Source organism: Alteromonas sp. MMG017 (assembly GCF_018100795.1).
GTDB lineage: Bacteria > Pseudomonadota > Gammaproteobacteria > Enterobacterales > Alteromonadaceae > Alteromonas.
Genome location: NZ_JAGJDY010000002.1, coordinates 337,115 through 354,601, shown reverse-complemented (window position 1 = coordinate 354,601; position 17,487 = coordinate 337,115). Strand labels below are relative to the sequence as shown.

The window sequence follows — 17,487 nt, the reverse complement described above, 5'->3', positions numbered from 1 at the left end:
ACAATAATTAGGAATTCACATACGAGCTAAGTTATTGTACTTTTGCGTCATATTGACAATTTCTAATATAAGCGTGGTAATGAGTTTCCTATGATCGATAACACCATTCCCTTTTACGATTTATATGGAGAAGCTTTTATTCGCCAAGAGCCAAATGTGGCCCATGTGGAGGATATTGCAACAAGAAGTCGCGGTCTTGGCTGGGAAATCGCCCCGCATAGGCATAACAGGTTATCGCAAATTATTGCCGTGTTTAACGGTCAATGGACGGTAGATTTAGACGATAAACATCATGAGTTGTTAGGCGATTGGTTGGTATTGATTCCAGCAGGGGTAGTGCATGGCTTTCATTTTGCGTCAAATACCCAAGGTTTTGTTTTATCTCTAAACGACTCATTATTAGCTGGGAATGGGCAAAGCGATACCAATATAAGTGAGTTATCCGCTTTGGATTGGCGGCCCCAAACGCTAAAATTTAAGAATGCTGAACAAATTTCACACTTTTGCAATTACATTAAGCTTCTTAAACATGAACTAACAGCCGATGGAGTAGCGCAAAATCTTGCGGTTAATCATCTAGTACAAATGATTCTAGTTACAGTATTGCGCCAGCAACGTTTACAAGACATGACATTAAGTAACGCCAGCCGAGAGTCAGACATACTGCTAAAATTCCGCGCCTTAATCGAACAACACTATCAACACCATTTAACTGTCAAAGGCTATGCCCAGCATTTGCATATTTCCGTTTCTAAACTTAATCGCCTATGTCGAACCTTATTACATGGCTCACCCAAAGCCATAATCCACCAAAGGTTACTCATAGAAGCCAAACGCAGTTTGGTGTATACCAAACAGAGTGTAGAAGAAATATCAGCACAACTTGGCTTTAACGACCCTGCTTATTTCAGTCGATATTTCAAAAAAATGGAAGGCGTTACTGCCCGAGCTTTTCGGCAGCAAGGAAATATTAAGTAATTCTACAGTTGGCATTTCTTGATAATGACCCACTCACACGAAAGAATAAAAGTTTGTAATGTGCAAAAAATGGTTGAATAAGCCCAATTACTCAAAATTGTATGGATGGCCATATTGGATTGATTTATGACAGCGCCGAACTCTACATCAAGCACAAGCAGGTATATAGACTACATAGAACCATTTATAAATAGAAACTAATACACTATAAGCTTGCTCTTTATTATTAGGCAAAGCTCATTCAAGTATATATTTTTTATGCTTTTTCTTTGAATGGCAGACGCAGCTTTTAAAAACTGGTGCTGTTGAGGTGTGATATCAATGAAACAACTTCCTGCATGATAAAATTTCAGCCTATAGACATACCAAAATTAATAGCCCTTTGAATGTGCAGATTTTCACATTTAAGACATGAATAAATTTCATGATCTTAATTATCAAAGCATGGCACCAAGTAGTACAATCGCGTTTTTATTTTTATCATTCGTTAATAGAGCCACAAAATGAAATTCTTTATCAACCTAATTCGCAACCTACTCGGGGCCATTATTGCTTTTATAGATGTCATTACCCGTGGCACTAAGCTAAAACGTTCGCCAGAAAAACAAATGCAAGTGGCTGAAGAGAGCCAAAAATTGGCTTTATACCAGTTTTTTGGTTGCCCTTTTTGCATTAAAACTCGCCGAGCAATGTACAAATATAATGTGCCTATTCAAAAGCGAAATGTGTCAGAGGGTTCGCCGTACAGAGAGGAGTTGTTACAAGGCGGCGGAAAAATTCAAACGCCATGTCTTCGAATTGAAAATAACGATGGCGTTGAGTGGCTATATGACTCTAAAGCGATTATCGGTTATTTAGAAGCGCGCTTTGTTGAAGCAAAGTAATCGTTCGCAGTAGTATCTAACTTCACTGTAACTGGTGGCCCTACTAAAAGGGCTCACCTTCTACGAAGAACAGCTATAGTGAGAAATACCGCCAGCACCAAAATATTCTCTAGGGCGTAAACGGTAATAATCGCTTTCTGTTTGTGCTGATTGTTCTTCGTAAGGCTTGGCAAGCACCTCTTGCAGTGCGTGAATGCGATTGAAAGTACCCACTTCCGCCTCTTTATATGCCGGCACCACTAACCATTCGCGCCAGGTAAACTTAGGGTTGGTGAGCTTCATTCTTGTCGCGCTTTCGTTAATATCCCCCGACTTTTCAAGTTGAGTACGCCATTGTTGAAGCCATTCATTCCACTGGGAAATCATGTCTTCTTTTAACGGAGCATAAAAGCTCGATGCAAGTGCTTCAACATCATTCGGAAGGTTCGCTAATTCTCTGAAAAAGTAGTTATAGTCCACGCCCGTGCGCATCATTAAGTGTAATAGTTGCAGCAAAAGGTCATTGTCGTAAACCGCAAGCCCGAGTTTTGCGGCCCACATGTTATTCATTTTTTCTTGCATGACAGTGGCAAAGTTGCGGTTCACATCGCGCAATGCTTCTAGTTCCTTTGGTGTATCTGCTAGCAGTGGTTCGATGGCGCGACAAAACATAGCAAAGTTCTTTTCTGCCGCTACAGGTTGGTTAAGAAACGAGAAATGACGGCCGCCACCAGTCCATGGTTGGTAAGCCGAGTCGAACAACTCACAGAATCCAAATGGCCCATAATCTAATGTATATCCTCCCGCCGCGCAGTTGTCGCTATTGAAATTGCCTTGGCAGTAACCCACTCGAACCCAATGGGCGACAAGCGATGTAAGCCTGTCTTGAAACGCAGTAGCAAGAGCCACTAGTTGAGCTTCAAATGGTTGCGCTGTATCGATATCATTTTTATATTCACGTTCAATCAAATGTGCGGTTAGAAGCCGAAGCTCTTCCAAAGCAGTAGGGTGTTGGTTGCTTCTTGCTCGTCTTCCAAAAAGCTCTAGCTGACCTACGCGAATAAATGAAGGGGCCACACGGGTTGAGATGGCCACCAAGTTTGGCACCATGACTTCAGGGTCTTGAGAGTTCGAGCCTTCTAAATACCAAGGTCTGTCGACGGTTTCCGACTGAGACATAAATAAACTAAGAGAACGAGACGTAGGAACGCCCAATGCGTGCATGTGCTCTTGTACTAAAAACTCTCGAACACTGGAACGCAATACTGCTCTGCCGTCTGCACCTCGGCAGTATGGCGTTCTTCCTGCGCCCTTTAATTGCATTTCAAAACGCTTTTTGTTGGTAACAATTTCTAGTACAGACAGCGCTCGACCATCTCCATATCCATTGCCCGTTGAAAATGGACACTGCTGAATATATTCAGTGCCATAAATAGACAGTGCGTAGCCAGTAGCCCACCCATAGGGCCTTATTGCAGAGGGGAGGGAAGACATGTCACCCGAAAACAAGCGCATGAATTCAGGCGTATGGGAAAGGCTATTATCAAACCCTAATTCTTCAAAGAAAGTGTGACTATGCGCAACGTATGTGGGGTTTTCTATGGGGGTTGGTGTTACCGGTACATAATGCCCAGAGAATACCTGCCTTGGGTTATGCTCATTGCCATCTTCTTGTGCTTGTGGGTCTACCACTAGGCTATTAAGAAACGAATAATCAACGTATTTTGCAAGGTCGCGAAGAGTTTGGATTGGCTGTTCGGGTTTATTTTCTTGATCATCTATCATTGGCGACTCTTTAAAACGTTTGATTTAAACGGCATTGTACTACATATAAATATCGTTGCTTTAAACTGCGATGAGTATTTAAATTTGTAGTCTATAGAAATGTTCGGCATTGAAAGGCATCATTGGCTATTGCTTCCAAGCTTAGCTATGAAAAACGCGTCCTTCTTGAATAAAGCCTGCTTGCAACCCTATAAATACGACTTTAAACTCTCATTTTTTCAAATTCGATACGGAAATTTTATATGAACTATAACAACGTTAATGCGTTAACAAAGCACCTTAATGATTCCCCTGAAACCGTTGAGTTTGGTGATGTTATTGCCCTTATCGATAGTGCTTTTACTTTCACGCCAACGGCTTTTAGCAATGGCGAAGTAACCAATGAGGCAAACCAAAACAATGGTTCGTGCAAATTGCTCGCGTTAGGGCAGCATCTTCAACTTAGCCAAGCACAAACCTTGGCGCTGTTTGGTGCTTTTTATCGTGTCGACGTTTTAAAAAATCCAGAGGGTGATGACCACGCGAACATTCGCAATTTTATGCAGTCAGGCCACGAAGGTGTTAGCTTTGAAAAATTTCCATTAACCATTAACAGCTAACCCTTCCTGGGCGTTGTGAGCTAAAAACGCTTCGGTAATAGGTGTGATTAAAATATGGCGAAATAGTAGGGCAGTTTACCAGAGCGCCTATTATCTTGCTTCAGAAGGCCTTAACGTTAATACTTCCACGCCAGTATCTGTTACCAAGACCGTGTGTTCCCATTGAGCAGATAGCTTCTTATCTCTTGTCACAACGGTCCAGCCGTCTTTCTTAAGCTTTGTTTTGTAGGTTCCTTGATTAATCATGGGCTCTATTGTGAATGTCATGCCAGCTTCCAATTTAAGCCCAGTTCCCGCGCTACCAACGTGGAGAATCTGAGGCTCTTCGTGCATTTCCTTCCCAATGCCGTGGCCACAATAATCGCGAACAACACTGTAACCATGTTTCTGCGCATGCTGTTGAATAGCAAAGCCAATATCACCAATTGTCGAGCCGTGCTTAACGGTGTTTATGCCTTTCCACATAGCTTCATACGTTACATCAACTAATTTACTCGCTATAGGTGACACAGTGCCAATAGCGTACATTTTGCTGCTATCCGCAATATAACCATTTTTTTCAAGGGTAATATCTATGTTGACGATATCGCCATTTTTGAGCTTTTTGGCAGCAGAGGGAACGCCATGGCAAACCACGTCATTCACAGAGCTATTAAGCACAAATTGATACCCGTATTGCCCTTTACTTGCGGGTCTCGCATTAAGGCAATCAACAATGTACCGCTCTACAAAGCTATCAATATCAAGAGTGGTAATACCTGGGGCAACAAAATTATCTAGCTCGCTGAAGACCTTCGCCAATAATTTGCCAGATTCTCGCATGAGCGCAATTTCACTTGGAGACTTTACGAGGCTATTCACTGACCAACCTTACTGAAGACACATTTTGAGAGCGCATCTCCAATTCAATGATCTGGTCGTACGTTAACTTTGGATTTTGCTCTGCTAAGCGGCCAACTTTCATCCAAAATTCTGCCTGTGAGTTTATAGAACGTTCCATAACAGCACTGGTTTTACGTACCTCTTCGTGCAGTGCATCAGATATTTTAACAATTCCCATCGCTATTCCAAATAGTATATGTATTGCCACATAATGTACTGTAATGTATGTTTTGTCTATTGGGTGAGCTGTTGTCATTGGAAGAGACTAGATATAACGAAAATAAGTGCCCCTAAAGGCACTTATTTTATAAGAGACGGTGGTATTTACTGACTGTCTAAATAGGTATCAACCGCTTCTGAACGTTCTTGTGCATGTTCGTTTAACTGTTGCACTGCATTGTAAAAGTCGCTCGCACTTTCTAAATAAGAATAGCCTGACAACTCGGTTGTTGCATAAGGCTCAATGAGTGCTGAATACGAGTCGTAAGTTGCTTGAATGGTGTTGGTTTCAAACGCGTCGCTAATGACTTCTAATAGGTAGTCGTTGTAACGAGCCTTGTATACGTCATCGGCATATAGTTTTGAAATTAACGGCCAACTGCTTGAGCTAAGGTTTGAGAAATCTAGGTTCAACGCACCACCTTGTTTTCCATCTTGGAACGCTTCATTGTTATCCCAAGGGATCCACGTTAGTTTTGATGTATCAGGATCGTTATACAAATAATAGTTATGCGTCATTCTGCCGTAGGTGTCCCAATTTTGAATGATGCCATTCACTGCTAAATACTTTAAAAAGCCATCTACATCGAACACTGCCTCTAGATTTTCTCTCCATGTAGCAGGTGCTGTTGTTGCGGTATCATCATGTAATGCGTCAAACAATGCGATGATATCAGACCAATCTTCATCATCTTCATTTGTCTTCTTCTCAAAGCTTTCTTCGTTAAATGAACCCTCTACGAAATCCGCACCACTGTCTTCTGGTTTGTATAAGTTTCCATCATCGCTAGAAAACTGTGTGTCGATAACCGTATCGTCAATTTCCTCTACCAAGGTGTAAAGACCGAAATATTCGGGTCCATTACCGTGGTCGACATACAAGGTATAAAAGGCAGTATGAGAAACGGCTAAGCCTGCATCTCTAAATACATCTGCAGCCACTTTTTCGCGTAGAAGTGATTCGTCATCATAGTTATTTTTTAAGCTAAGTTTCTTAAAGCCATAAAAACGTTGATTATCTATTTGAGGGTAGTCGTCTTCAAATTCGTCAAAATCTAGTTTGAAAGAAAGTTTTAAAATACCTGCTTGCCAACTTGATTGTAACGACGAGTTTCCCTTGAATCGAATGCCAACTCGATACCATTGAGTACCTTCGTAATAAATGTCAGCTGGTACAAATATTGGGTTTTCATCGGTATCGATTAGCCCGGCGCTGTTAGTGCTTTGCCCGAATTCACCATAGGTGTCGGTCATATCGTCTAACATACTTTGCCAACGCGCTTCGGTGACAACAAAATCTAATCGCTTTACCGCGCTGCCATCAAACACTTCTTCAAAGTTCGGGTCTACATTTTTACTGTGAGTTTCATCAGTCCAGTCCGTTGCTTCAAAGTCGGTGTCTGTAATTTCTGTAGTATCTGAGCTGCTGTCCTCAGCAGTGTCCTCAGCAACATTGTCAACAATGTCTTCAGCAACGGTCTCATCTTCAACCGTACTACTACTGCTGCCACATGCGGTTAAAAATAGCAGTGCAGTGAACATAACAGCAATAAAATCAAACCGTTGAATTTTGCAGAACGCTGGGTCTAAAGTTAATGTAAATCGATTTCGCATAAGCACTCCATTGAGCTCTTTCAATCGCCTTATAGCGTGAAAGGTAATAGTTCAGTATGGAGGGAAGCTACTGCAAAAAGGTGGAGAAAGGGTGCAGTATTATTGGAGACTTTGAGGAATTATCGTTTTGTAAAAAATTCATTTTAGGTTAACTCACCGTCATGAGACAATTTTACGATTGCTGCGACACTTTTTGTCGCAGCAAATATTTACGATAATGAAAACGTTAATTACAGGCAGAAACCCGTGAGCGCATTCCAGCGAAAATTAGACATCCTACAATTTATACCCCGCGCACCTCGTAAGGTGTCTAGTCGACAGATTCTGGATAACCTACAAAACAGTGGTCATGCCAATATAGATATGCGCACGGTGCAGCGAGATTTAAAAAGTCTTGAGCAGATAGGCTTATTCGGGCTAGAAGTCGATAAACGTTCGAAGCCCTTTGGCTGGAATATTAATGCGTGTTTCAAGAAATTGAACTTAAGCTTGATGGACGGTAACACCGCCCTTGCGTTCAATGTATTGGAGCAATCTAGTGAAACTCTTCCGAATACAACACTGAAAGAGCTACAGCCTTACTTCAATAAGGCTGAGCAAATATTAGCCCATGATAACGACTCGCTTTTGCAGCATTGGTCAAAGTCGGTGAGTAACGTGCAAGTGTCACAACCTTTAGTGCCACCGGATATTGACCCGGTTACGTTAGCGCGTTTAAAAACCGCTTTGTTTTATAAAAAGCAGGTAAATGCCGATATAAAACGTCTTTTTAAACGTGCAAAGCAAGCGGTGTGGAAGCACTATGACAAGGTTAACCCTATGGGGTTAATTCAGCAAAATGGTCGTTTGATTTTCATTTGTACGTTTGGACCTTTGCATACTAGGCGCTATTCCCTACCTATAAACTTTATTCGAAATGTCGAGGTAACAGACAATGATTGCCAGCAAAGTAATGACTTCCAGAAAAACTCATCTGCTGAACTAGTATCAACGCCTGAAAAGGTGAAATTGAAGCTGCTTATCAACGACAGTGCTTTTTTCTTATTACACGGCTACAAGCTGGCTGAAGATCAGGCTATTTGTAGCTCGACGATTGCTGGAAAATCGATGTTGATGGCAACGGTGACCGATGATAGTAAACTTCGCGCGTTTTTAAGAGGACTAGGGAGTAATATTGAAGTTGTAGCACCCTTAACACTTCGAAAATATTTTGCTGACTTATCTGAAAGCCTTTACCAGACCTACTGTAATTAGTGCGAAAACATACTCTCTTGTTCTGACTCTTACAGTAAGTCGTCGTTAATCTTTAGTCCTTCCCTTTAGTATTCCCCATTTAGCTTTTATCCTTTCACTTTTCCCTTCTAACCTTTACCTTTAAGCCTAACGAAGGTCGGCGTATCTAGATATTCTCCCTTGCCATTATAGGGTTGAGATAGTCTTGGCCGTTTCATCTCTACTATCTTCTCAGAGGTAGGTTCGCGTTGTTCATCGGGTGGAATGCCTGTCGCAATAACAAATACCTCAGCAAAGTGGGGGAGTGCTTCATTGATAGTAACGCCACTAATAATTAATGCTTGAGAGCTTTCTATCAAGGTTTGTAGTTCAGCCAGCATACTTTCATACATTGAAATACTGGGCTCTTGTTGACAAGTTAGCTGTACTATCACGCCTTGCGTGCCTCTAATGTGGCTGGTTTGTACCAATGGATTTTTCAAAGCATGACTTAATGCATCACAAAGCGTTTCATCACTTTGAGCCACGCCAACGCCAAGGGCGGTATCACCTTCAAGTGATAGAATGTGGCTGAAATCGTTGATATCTACATTGATGTAACCCGTGCTGGTTAGCATGGTAATGATGGATTCAACAATTCGCTGCATTTGTGTGTCGCAGTGCCGAAAGGCGCTAATAATACCTACGGTTGCATCGAGCGCAGTGATTAGTGCGTCGTTTGACAGCACCAATGTTGCGTTGGCTTTACGCTTAATCTCTTCAAGAGCGTGACACGCTATCTCTTTACGTTTATCCCCTTCAGATTTGAAGGGTAGGGTAACAAAGCAAAGTGCATCTATTCCCATTTCTGTTGCCAAATCTAACAACACGGAAGTAGCACCGCTGCCGGTACCTCCACCAAGCCCTGCTATAACAATAATGAGGGTATCGTCGGCAATCAGGGTTTTTAACAGTTCTATACTATGTTCAGCGGCATGTTTCGCTACTTCAGGGTTAGCGCCTGCGCCGAAACCTTTGGTAGTGTGCTCGCCTATCAACACTACTTCATGCTTTTGTGAGTGCTCTCGTGAATGCTCATGTAAATGCGCACGCGAAAAACCCTGACACTGGTTTAACGCTGAAATATCTGTATTAATCGAGCTAAACCTAATGTTGCTGTGTCCCGAATCGGAAGACATATTGCTAATGGCGTTACCACCACAGCCACCCACGCCTATTACGTGAATATTTATTTTTGTTGCGTCTTTTTCCAACATGACCATCACCTAAACTAGCCGAAGTAGAGTATTAAGGGTGATGTAGTGATGCGGTAAAAACTGACGCACCCAGTCTTTACCTTAGCAAAATAGTATGGTTGTTGTGGCAAAGCGCAGGATCATAGAACCTAAAACGCACTATCTAAAAAGGCACTTTGGTTATCACTTTGCCATCTACCGCACGAAACATTTCTTTATGTTCTTTCCAGTAGCCGCTCACGGTAATCCTAACCGTAATAGGGCCTTGTTCAATATTCATAAAGTAGAAGCCATGGTAGCCAGGAAAAGGTGTTGTGAAAGCGCCATTTTGGCTAGTACCTTCACCTCTGGCGTAGGCCATTTCAAACCCTTCAGGGTAGTTGGTAGCATCTTGGCTTGAGGGGTGGCCATGAAAATCATAATACAGGCCTTCGCCACTAGGATTGAGTACTTCCCAGCTATAAACGAATGTACTGTCAGCGGGCATAATGAATTTATGTTCTATTTCGCCGTAGTCGTCAATTTCAATATCAAAGGTTTCTGATTTAAACGGCGTATCTTCAAGATGAATAAGCCCTTGTACCGACTCGTTTATACGCTCGGCGGTGGGATCATATTCGCCAATGTTAAATGACAACGTTAAGTCTTGTACATCAAAACGGTTAGCGTTTTTATCTTGTGAAAGCTCAGCTTCTAAAGCATCACTTTTAGCGATGTTCACAAGGCCAAGTTTACTGCCTAAACCTGTAGGGTCGATGCCATACTCTGCGGGCAAAATAGCCACCACTAAAATAGCGCCAGCTGCGACGGTGGTGAGTATTATTTTGTTCAACAATGTCATTATTTATTTTTCCTTCACTGCGGTTTCTATTGCCGCAGTATTAATGCTTTCTTTAGACTCTATCTGTAATCTTTCTTATGTATTTTTCATGGCATCTTTTATGCCACTGGCATTACCCAAATGCATTACCCTAGGCATAACTCATGCGTGTCTTATACATGTCAGCGCAACAAATAGCCGGTAATGTGCATGCCGAAAAACATAAGCCCTGCACCAAATAGCCCTATATTCACATTGTTTGAAATAGCTGGGTAGTGGGGCTGCCTACGTAACCAAGATAAGCTACTAAGCAGAATTACAAGGGCCAACAATTGGCCAATTTCGACACCCAAGTTAAATGCCAGCATGTTAGGTATAAGTCCGTTCGCTGACAGCGCTAAGTCTTGTAGTTTACTTGAAAGCCCAAAACCATGAGCTAACCCAAAACCAAATACGGCTATCTTAGGGTTTAAAAAACGAAACTTGCTTAGGTTTTCCAGTGCTTTATAACAAATAGATATGCCAATAATGGCATCAATAAGATAGGGATTTACCTGAAGACCAGACAGCACACCTACCAACAGTGTAATGGAGTGTCCTAAAGCAAAAAGGCTTACGAATATGGCTATATCGCGATATTTCGATAAGAAGAAAATGACCCCCACAAGATAAAGCAGGTGGTCGTATCCAGTTACCATATGTTTGGCACCCAAATACATAAAAGGCCAAACGTGAACACCGAAGGCATTGGCTATAAAGCCTTGATCTTGCTGTGCTACACCATGGGCAAATGCCACCGGTGACGCTAACAGACAAGCTACGAGGCCAGCTAAAAGCAAGGCTGGCAGTAAGGTTGAAGAAAAGGCTGACAGAGCCGGTGCACACTTCAACCTAGCCAATTAGGGCGTTTCCACATAAGGAATAAAGCGGCCTAAAATAATAACGCTGGTCCACAAGAACAGCGATAACCAGGCTACCACATAGGCATTTTTACCTAGTTGCGCAGGGGTGTTCAACGCGCTAGCAGACATGGGCATACTGGCCATTTGCGGTTTAATACATTTTATAAAGTACAAGGTGTTAACGCCCGCCAATAAGATGCAGGCCATTTTGGCCCCAAATGCAATATTCACAAGGTATCTGTCAGAGTCACCTATAACAAAAAGCAAGCCCGAAACCACATTGATAGCGAAACCGATTAACGCCCAACGTAAAAATATGTCTACCCGCTTGATGGGCACAGCCTTGGCAAAGCCCACCATTCGCAAATCAACAACAAGCAGTGAACCAAAAAGTAAACACAACCCTAAAAAGTGTGCCATTTCTAAAACTGGGAACACGACGGCATTGTCCATAACAAAACCGCTGATAGGGCTAGCATTAAGGGTGTCGATAACCCACGAAAGTAATGAATTCATAGGTAACCTCCTTAAGACATGTAGCCGATTAAACGGCCAGCAATAATAGCGGCCACCCAACTGACCATGGCAATAGCAGCAAGCCTTTTGTGCTTAGTCGACACCTTGTCAGTTTGTTTTATACAAATGGTGACTAACCGCCATGTAAGTACAAGGCCAGCAATAACCAAAAGAATTTTAATGCGAAATGCCCAGTTGAAATAAAGCTCTGAAGCGTTTCCACGAAATAGCGCCACACCTGAAACTAAATTAATGCCAAACCCAATTAAAGCAACATTCCAGTAGCTTGCCATTGCGGTAACCGGAATGGCTGAAGCGAAGCCTAGCACGCGAAGGGTCAACATAAGCGCAATGCCGACCATGGTAGCCATGCCTATTGCGTGTAAGGACAGCACAATAGGGTAGCCCCACTGTGTACTCGATATGGTTTGACCTACCTTTGAATCTTCAAGCTTGTAAAGGGTGCTCATTACAGATTGACCGTTTACGTTGCCGCTTTTTGAAACGTCTCTTTTTGAAACATCATTACCTGTAGCTTTGTTGTCAGGTGTTGTGGCGCTGGGATCAAGATTGCCAGAGCCTCGTTCGGCAGTAAGGTCGTCACAGTCATAAGGCTGATAGCTGTCTTGTGTAAAGGTCACTTCATCTGAACCTGTCATAGGTGCTTTGAGATAAAGCGGATCGGTAATGGTATATTCGCGTTTTAATACCGTGCCGTCTTCGTTTAGAGAGAAACGTTCTACAATCACGAGCTCACTGCTATTTTTAGCCGGTGAGGGTGGCCCGCCATTGCCTCTTGGGCCTCCTGGTGGGCCACTTTTTCCATCGGGCGCGCCTTCAGGACGAGGAGGGCGGGCGTTGCCGCCAGGGTTGCCGCCCATGGGAGCCATCAACCATCCTTCGTCAAACCCTGTAGTGGTTACCACTAATGTATTTCCTTCCCATACACCGGTTGAAAACCCTGCGCGATTAGTCTCGTAATTTGCGGGCATTGCGGTGCCATCTAGGTAAATAGTGCGCTCAAGGCTCATAAAGCCGTAAGTTAAGTGTATTTGGTTGCTTGATTGCTCAATCTTATTAACCATAAGATCAAACCACCAATCCATGATGATATTCGTGGGTTCACATTGATATCTTGGGTTTTCATCTTGCGTTGCCCCTTCAACCGCCAAAGCACCGGCTTCGGTTAACTGTGCGAAAGAGCCGCCACCGCCCGGTCTACTGCCTTCTTTTCGCACCATTGCCCAGTTTCCTTCAATGTTAGGCGTACCGTCTGTGCGAGTAATAGAGCGTTGTTCAACAATTTCACTTTGAGTTTGTGATGAAGCGTTACCGTCATCACTGGCCACCAAACTACCATCATCGTTAAACACACTATTGCGGGTGGCTGTTATCCCATTTTCGAAAGTAATTTGTTGCATGTAACAGGTAGTTGGGTCGTTCCTATCTGGAGAGCCTATTAGGGTAATAGCACTGCCTGTTTTGAATTGTTCGGTGTTCCAACCTCTACGTTTAAGTAACGAGCCTGATTGCAGTTCACAACGCATATTAGTCACGCTGCCATCGTCGTTCGTAGCATCGAAATACACATAGGCATGCGGGTTTACTAATCGTACCCGAGTAATCTCGCCAGACAACTCAATCGTTTTATTGGTTTCAAATTGCCCACTACTTCCATGATGGGCAAAGGCCACATTCGGTATAATAAGCGCTACAAGTACACATAGGCATCGTAGATTCCACATTGATGTTGATCCTTCCCACTTAAAAAAATTCGTCATGCGAGCAGTTCCTCGCTGACTGAATATCGATGAAAAAAGCAGTCATGCTAGTAATGTAAAGATCATAAAGTAAACTCTCAACGCTCGCCATTGAGGAAATGTAAAGACTGGTTAAATACTTCCAGAAGTAATGCCTTAAAGTGGTTTCCGAGGTCAGTCATGGTAAAGTTCAAGAGGTTTATCAGCCACTGTGGTTGTCTATTATCTTCATTTTCAGAATTCTGTTTATACCTGTATCCCATTTATCTATCGCCCTTAAAAACCTATATTCCCTCGCATCGGGGAAATCTATACCGTTTACCGTTTTTAAGGAGTGCTTTTATATGACCACAGCCACAGTAAACTATCATGTCAAAAGTAACGACGTTCAGGCATTTCATTTCGATGTAGACGGCGTTGTTGGAAATTTGATTTCACCAGAATTAGTTTCAGTTAAGGTGCCCGTTACTGACATACGAAAAAAAACGTGTTCAGTGAACTTCGATGAAGACGGGATCATTTTTATAAATTCACCGACACAGGTGAATGCATTTGATGAGTCTGAAGCGTGGGCGAGCGAATATGAAAGTGAGCTTGCCGTCATTCTGCAGCAGCAGATAGAAGCAAAAGAAGTGATTGTTTTTGACCATACGGTACGTATTGATGATCCCAATGCTACGCGAAGACCTGCCCGCAATGTTCACAACGATTACAGTGAGGGAGGAGTTGCGAAACGGCTAGTGGATATTATAGGTGCGCAAAGAGCCCGAGAGTTTCAACAAGGGCACTTTGGCTTTGTAAATATTTGGCGGCCGGTAGAATATAAAATTCCTTCTTCTCCATTAGGGTTTATTTGTCCACGTTCGATGCAAGCAGACGATTGGATGAACATAGAGCTAGAGTACCCCGACCGAAAAGGGCAAATATTAGGGGTGGCTGAAAACAAAGCGCATAAGTGGTTTTATCAATCAGAAATGACCCCTGAAGAAGCGATTATATTTAATATTTACGATAATCATGGCAGGCCACATTTGGCGCATAGTGCACTCGATATGGAAGGCGATACTACTGCAACTAAGCCTCGTAAGAGTATTGAAACGCGAACCCTTGTTAGGTATTAGATCGCTTTTGACAAGGGCGGACACGCATAATGTAGAAGCGGATGATGTATAATTCGAGATAAATACCTTGTTAATCGTTGAGGTATTTATCTAACACCTCTAGCAATTTTTCTTTTCGAATAGGTTTGCTGACATGGTCGTCCATGCCTGCATGTAAACAGGCATCTATGTCTTGCTGCATAGCATTTGCTGTTAACGCAATAATAGGTAAGGTGACATTCATTTGATGCCGTATAACCCGAGTGGCCTCGTATCCATCCATCTCCGGCATTTGTATATCCATTAAAATAACATCAAACGGCTGTTGAGATAATTTGTGAATAGCGTCGTTTCCGTTGGGAGCTCGAAGTATTTGTAGGTTTGTGGAGTTTAGCATTGCCGTTATAACCTCAACGTTTATGTCATTGTCTTCGGCCAATAGCACCCGTGTTTTTTTGAACTGGGTAATTAACTGCGCGGCTTCTTTGTTGTGGATGTATTCGTCACCTATGGAATGGCTCAATTCTAACGTAAAGTAAAAGCGGGCACCTTTGCCCATGTCGCTATCCACATGAAGTTTAGAATTCATTTGCTCTAATAGTTTGTTGCAAATGTTCAAACCTAGCCCTGAACCACCATACTTTCGTGCGGTTGAGCTTTCAGCTTGAATAAATGGTTGAAACAGGTTTTCCTGCTGAGACTCGCTAATGCCAATACCGTTGTCCTGTACCCATACGTCGAATAGGCAGTGGGTGCCGTCTTTCTGTTTAACTTTTATACCTATTTCTATAATCCCTGCGCTTGAGAATTTGATCGCATTACTGACTAGGTTGGCAAGCACTTGTTTAAGTCTAAGTTCATCAAAAATCATTTCTTTGGGAAGATTTTTGTCGATATTTAGCTTAATGGTTAACCCCTTATTGCTTGCCTGCGCGTGGAATATATCAAGTAGCTTTCGTATGCTTTGACGTAAATTATAAGGGCCGTAATCTAGCATTAGCTTGCCGGCTTCAATTTTAGAGAAGTCTAGTAAGTCATTGATAAGCTGCAGAAGCATTTCAGATGAGTTAACAATTTGGCTTGTTAGCTTTTTAGTTTGTCTATCTTCTAACTTGTCTGTTAGCACTTGCCCAAAACCAATGATGGCGTTCAATGGGGTTCTGATTTCGTGACTTATGTTTGAAATAAACTCTGTTTTAAGCCTGCTATGAAGTTCGGCTTTTTCCTTAGCAGAAATATAGAGCGCGTTAGTCTTACGTGCCTTTTTAAGCAGAATTAAAATAATAAAAAGGGTAACAAGTGTTAACACAATAAAAATTACAAGCCAGCGGGTGAAGAGCTTTTGTGTTTGCTGAGCTGCTTCTCTGGCTTTAAGTAGTTCTGAAATAGCCCGGTTTTCTTTTTCTAGTAGTGTAGTTTTTTCTTTTTGCTGCTCTATTTCATAAACTAAATTTGCGCTTTCTAATAGTTCTAAATCTTCGTACTTTTTAGCCTCAAGATATTCATTATGGTAAACCTCGTACTCTTTGTATGCCGTTTCAAAGTCACCTTCTTTAGCGGTAATTTGTGATGCGAGCTTTTCAAGTTCGGCCCGCCATGTGGTCTTTTCACCTACGCGGTAATCATCATAGGTGCTGCGAGACTGATCAAGCGCCACTCTCGCCTCGCTTAAACGCCCGCGTTCCATCAACGCCTTCGCTTTTAATCTATAAATTTCGCTATCGTAAAAAGAGGTAGTGAGCGGGTGAGAAGTAACTCTGTCAGCCAGTTTCAACGCTTCTTCAATATTGTCAGTGCGAAAATAGGTAGACGCCATTCCATATACGGCAATGTATTCTGCGTAATTAATGTCTATCTTACTGTCAGATTCAATGGTCTGCTCAAAGTAGGTAATTGCCTTATCAAAGTTGCCCATATTTCTAAACAAAATACCAATGGCATACAGGTTGTCACTGACAAGTGGCCATTCTTTCAGCGTTTTGGCCTCTGCTAACGATTTTTCATAGTACTCAAAGGCTATATCGAACGACTTAACTGAGTGGTAATAATCTGCGGCCATGTAGTGGTAAAGAGCTTTAGCATAGGCAAGGTTATTCTCATGAACCAGTTCGTTAAGAGTGTTTAATAAGTTAACGCTTGAAGCGAAAACTTGCCCTTCATTATATGAAAGGATGAGATACGCAATCGCCATAGCCTTAACAGACGGGCTGGCAGCGGGAGATTGAATGACTTCACCGAACATCTGATAAGACAGGTCATAATTTGCATTAATGCCAACCATCCTTGCCAGCCCTAACTTAATGATTAATCCATCTTCCGTTTCAGCGACTAAAGATTCAAGGATTGTCATCACATCATCGGGCGCTGTGTGATGTAATTTGAGTTTTAGTTGAACGTATCTACCCGCGATTTTAGTTTTTTCGGGCAACGTTAAGTCGGAAGTGAGTAATCGTGTTTCTAGCTTCGATATTACTTCGCCAATGGGCATAGGGATTTCGGTGTTAACCCGTGAATCTAACGATTCAAGTTCGGCCAGTACATCGGCACACGCCATATAACTAAAGGCAGAAAGGCTTACAATTGCTAGAACTCTAAGAGAAAATTTGGTAATGGATAGCACAGTATTTTCTTACGTCTTGTTAGGTGGCTGCTAGGCTTGAGCTAACACCAACGAACTAAATTCACTTCTTGCAAATTAGCAGAGATAAAACGCCATGTCCTGAATTTAGGGGAATTAACCGTCGGGTCATTCAAAATTCAGACTTTAGTCTAATAAGTTTAGCTTAGTTGTTCTATGTTACGCTAAAGCATTGCGTTGTCATCTTACCTTCCATGGCTGATATCCCTACAACATGAAAATTATGGTTGAAATTCAATCTGGTTTACCGAACGAATGTTATGTATCAGCTACATTGCACCCCTCAATGATTAATTCAGATATATGCTTGTTTTATTAACTTTCTAAAAGCAGAATACAGCCA

The 17,487-nt window shown here is 42.3% G+C and carries 16 protein-coding genes; 5 read left to right on the top strand and 11 right to left on the bottom strand.

Annotated elements, in window-relative coordinates:
- Positions 1-90 precede the first annotated feature (90 nt).
- Complete coding sequence (locus J8L84_RS03960) at positions 91-978, top strand: helix-turn-helix domain-containing protein (protein WP_211069550.1); 888 nt, start codon at positions 91-93, stop codon at positions 976-978.
- A gap of 197 nt (positions 979-1,175) precedes the next feature.
- Here the strand turns inward: J8L84_RS03960 and J8L84_RS20365 are convergent, their stop codons facing one another.
- Positions 1,176-1,295, bottom strand: coding sequence for a hypothetical protein (locus J8L84_RS20365; RefSeq protein ID WP_348771808.1), 120 nt, complete (start codon positions 1,293-1,295; stop codon positions 1,176-1,178).
- A 186-nt stretch (positions 1,296-1,481) separates the two neighbouring features.
- Between J8L84_RS20365 and J8L84_RS03950 the strand changes: the two genes are divergently transcribed.
- A complete protein-coding gene (locus tag J8L84_RS03950; RefSeq protein ID WP_211069549.1) occupies positions 1,482-1,862 on the top strand; it encodes a glutaredoxin domain-containing protein in 381 nt (126 codons plus the stop codon).
- 60 nt (positions 1,863-1,922) lie between these two features.
- On the opposite strand, the gene J8L84_RS03945 is transcribed toward J8L84_RS03950, so the two are convergent.
- Complete coding sequence (locus J8L84_RS03945) at positions 1,923-3,626, bottom strand: protein adenylyltransferase SelO family protein (RefSeq protein ID WP_211069548.1); 1,704 nt, start codon at positions 3,624-3,626, stop codon at positions 1,923-1,925.
- A gap of 242 nt (positions 3,627-3,868) precedes the next feature.
- Between J8L84_RS03945 and J8L84_RS03940 the strand changes: the two genes are divergently transcribed.
- The gene (locus tag J8L84_RS03940) at positions 3,869-4,225 is read left to right on the top strand and encodes a HopJ type III effector protein (RefSeq protein ID WP_211069547.1); all 357 of its coding nucleotides are present in this window, start codon (positions 3,869-3,871) and stop codon (positions 4,223-4,225) included.
- Between the two features lie 90 nt (positions 4,226-4,315).
- On the opposite strand, the gene map is transcribed toward J8L84_RS03940, so the two are convergent.
- The 3 genes from map to J8L84_RS03925 all read right to left on the bottom strand — a co-directional run bounded on the left by map (position 4,316) and on the right by J8L84_RS03925 (position 6,940).
- Positions 4,316-5,086: a type I methionyl aminopeptidase gene (gene map / locus J8L84_RS03935; RefSeq protein WP_211069546.1), complete on the bottom strand. Its 771-nt coding sequence runs from the start codon at positions 5,084-5,086 to the stop codon at positions 4,316-4,318.
- Positions 5,079-5,285 carry a ParD-like family protein gene (locus tag J8L84_RS03930; RefSeq protein ID WP_211069545.1) on the bottom strand — a complete coding sequence of 69 codons (207 nt, stop codon included), beginning with the start codon at positions 5,283-5,285 and terminating at the stop codon, positions 5,079-5,081. Before J8L84_RS03930 ends, map begins: the two co-directional genes overlap by 8 nt.
- A gap of 146 nt (positions 5,286-5,431) precedes the next feature.
- Positions 5,432-6,940 (bottom strand): CotH kinase family protein, encoded by a 1,509-nt coding sequence (locus tag J8L84_RS03925; RefSeq protein ID WP_211069544.1) that lies wholly within the window; start codon positions 6,938-6,940, stop codon positions 5,432-5,434.
- Positions 6,941-7,186: 246 nt separating this feature from the next.
- Between J8L84_RS03925 and J8L84_RS03920 the strand changes: the two genes are divergently transcribed.
- The gene (locus J8L84_RS03920) at positions 7,187-8,194 is read left to right on the top strand and encodes a WYL domain-containing protein (protein WP_211069543.1); all 1,008 of its coding nucleotides are present in this window, start codon (positions 7,187-7,189) and stop codon (positions 8,192-8,194) included.
- A 107-nt stretch (positions 8,195-8,301) separates the two neighbouring features.
- Here the strand turns inward: J8L84_RS03920 and J8L84_RS03915 are convergent, their stop codons facing one another.
- The 5 genes from J8L84_RS03915 to J8L84_RS03895 all read right to left on the bottom strand — a co-directional run bounded on the left by J8L84_RS03915 (position 8,302) and on the right by J8L84_RS03895 (position 13,427).
- A complete protein-coding gene (locus J8L84_RS03915; protein ID WP_211069542.1) occupies positions 8,302-9,429 on the bottom strand; it encodes a cell division protein FtsZ in 1,128 nt (375 codons plus the stop codon).
- Positions 9,430-9,571: 142 nt separating this feature from the next.
- Positions 9,572-10,249: a hypothetical protein gene (locus tag J8L84_RS03910; protein ID WP_211069541.1), complete on the bottom strand. Its 678-nt coding sequence runs from the start codon at positions 10,247-10,249 to the stop codon at positions 9,572-9,574.
- A 161-nt stretch (positions 10,250-10,410) separates the two neighbouring features.
- Complete coding sequence (locus tag J8L84_RS03905) at positions 10,411-11,127, bottom strand: HupE/UreJ family protein (RefSeq protein ID WP_247670548.1); 717 nt, start codon at positions 11,125-11,127, stop codon at positions 10,411-10,413.
- Entirely contained in the window at positions 11,128-11,646 is a 519-nt protein-coding gene (locus tag J8L84_RS03900; protein WP_211069540.1) for a hypothetical protein, read from the bottom strand.
- A gap of 11 nt (positions 11,647-11,657) precedes the next feature.
- Entirely contained in the window at positions 11,658-13,427 is a 1,770-nt protein-coding gene (locus J8L84_RS03895; RefSeq protein ID WP_247670547.1) for a DUF6152 family protein, read from the bottom strand.
- Between the two features lie 323 nt (positions 13,428-13,750).
- Here J8L84_RS03895 and J8L84_RS03890 point away from each other — a divergent pair, with 323 nt between their 5' ends.
- A complete protein-coding gene (locus tag J8L84_RS03890; protein WP_211069539.1) occupies positions 13,751-14,527 on the top strand; it encodes a CmcJ/NvfI family oxidoreductase in 777 nt (258 codons plus the stop codon).
- A 70-nt stretch (positions 14,528-14,597) separates the two neighbouring features.
- On the opposite strand, the gene J8L84_RS03885 is transcribed toward J8L84_RS03890, so the two are convergent.
- Positions 14,598-17,126 carry a response regulator gene (locus tag J8L84_RS03885; protein ID WP_348771802.1) on the bottom strand — a complete coding sequence of 843 codons (2,529 nt, stop codon included), beginning with the start codon at positions 17,124-17,126 and terminating at the stop codon, positions 14,598-14,600.
- Positions 17,127-17,487: the final 361 nt, after the last annotated feature.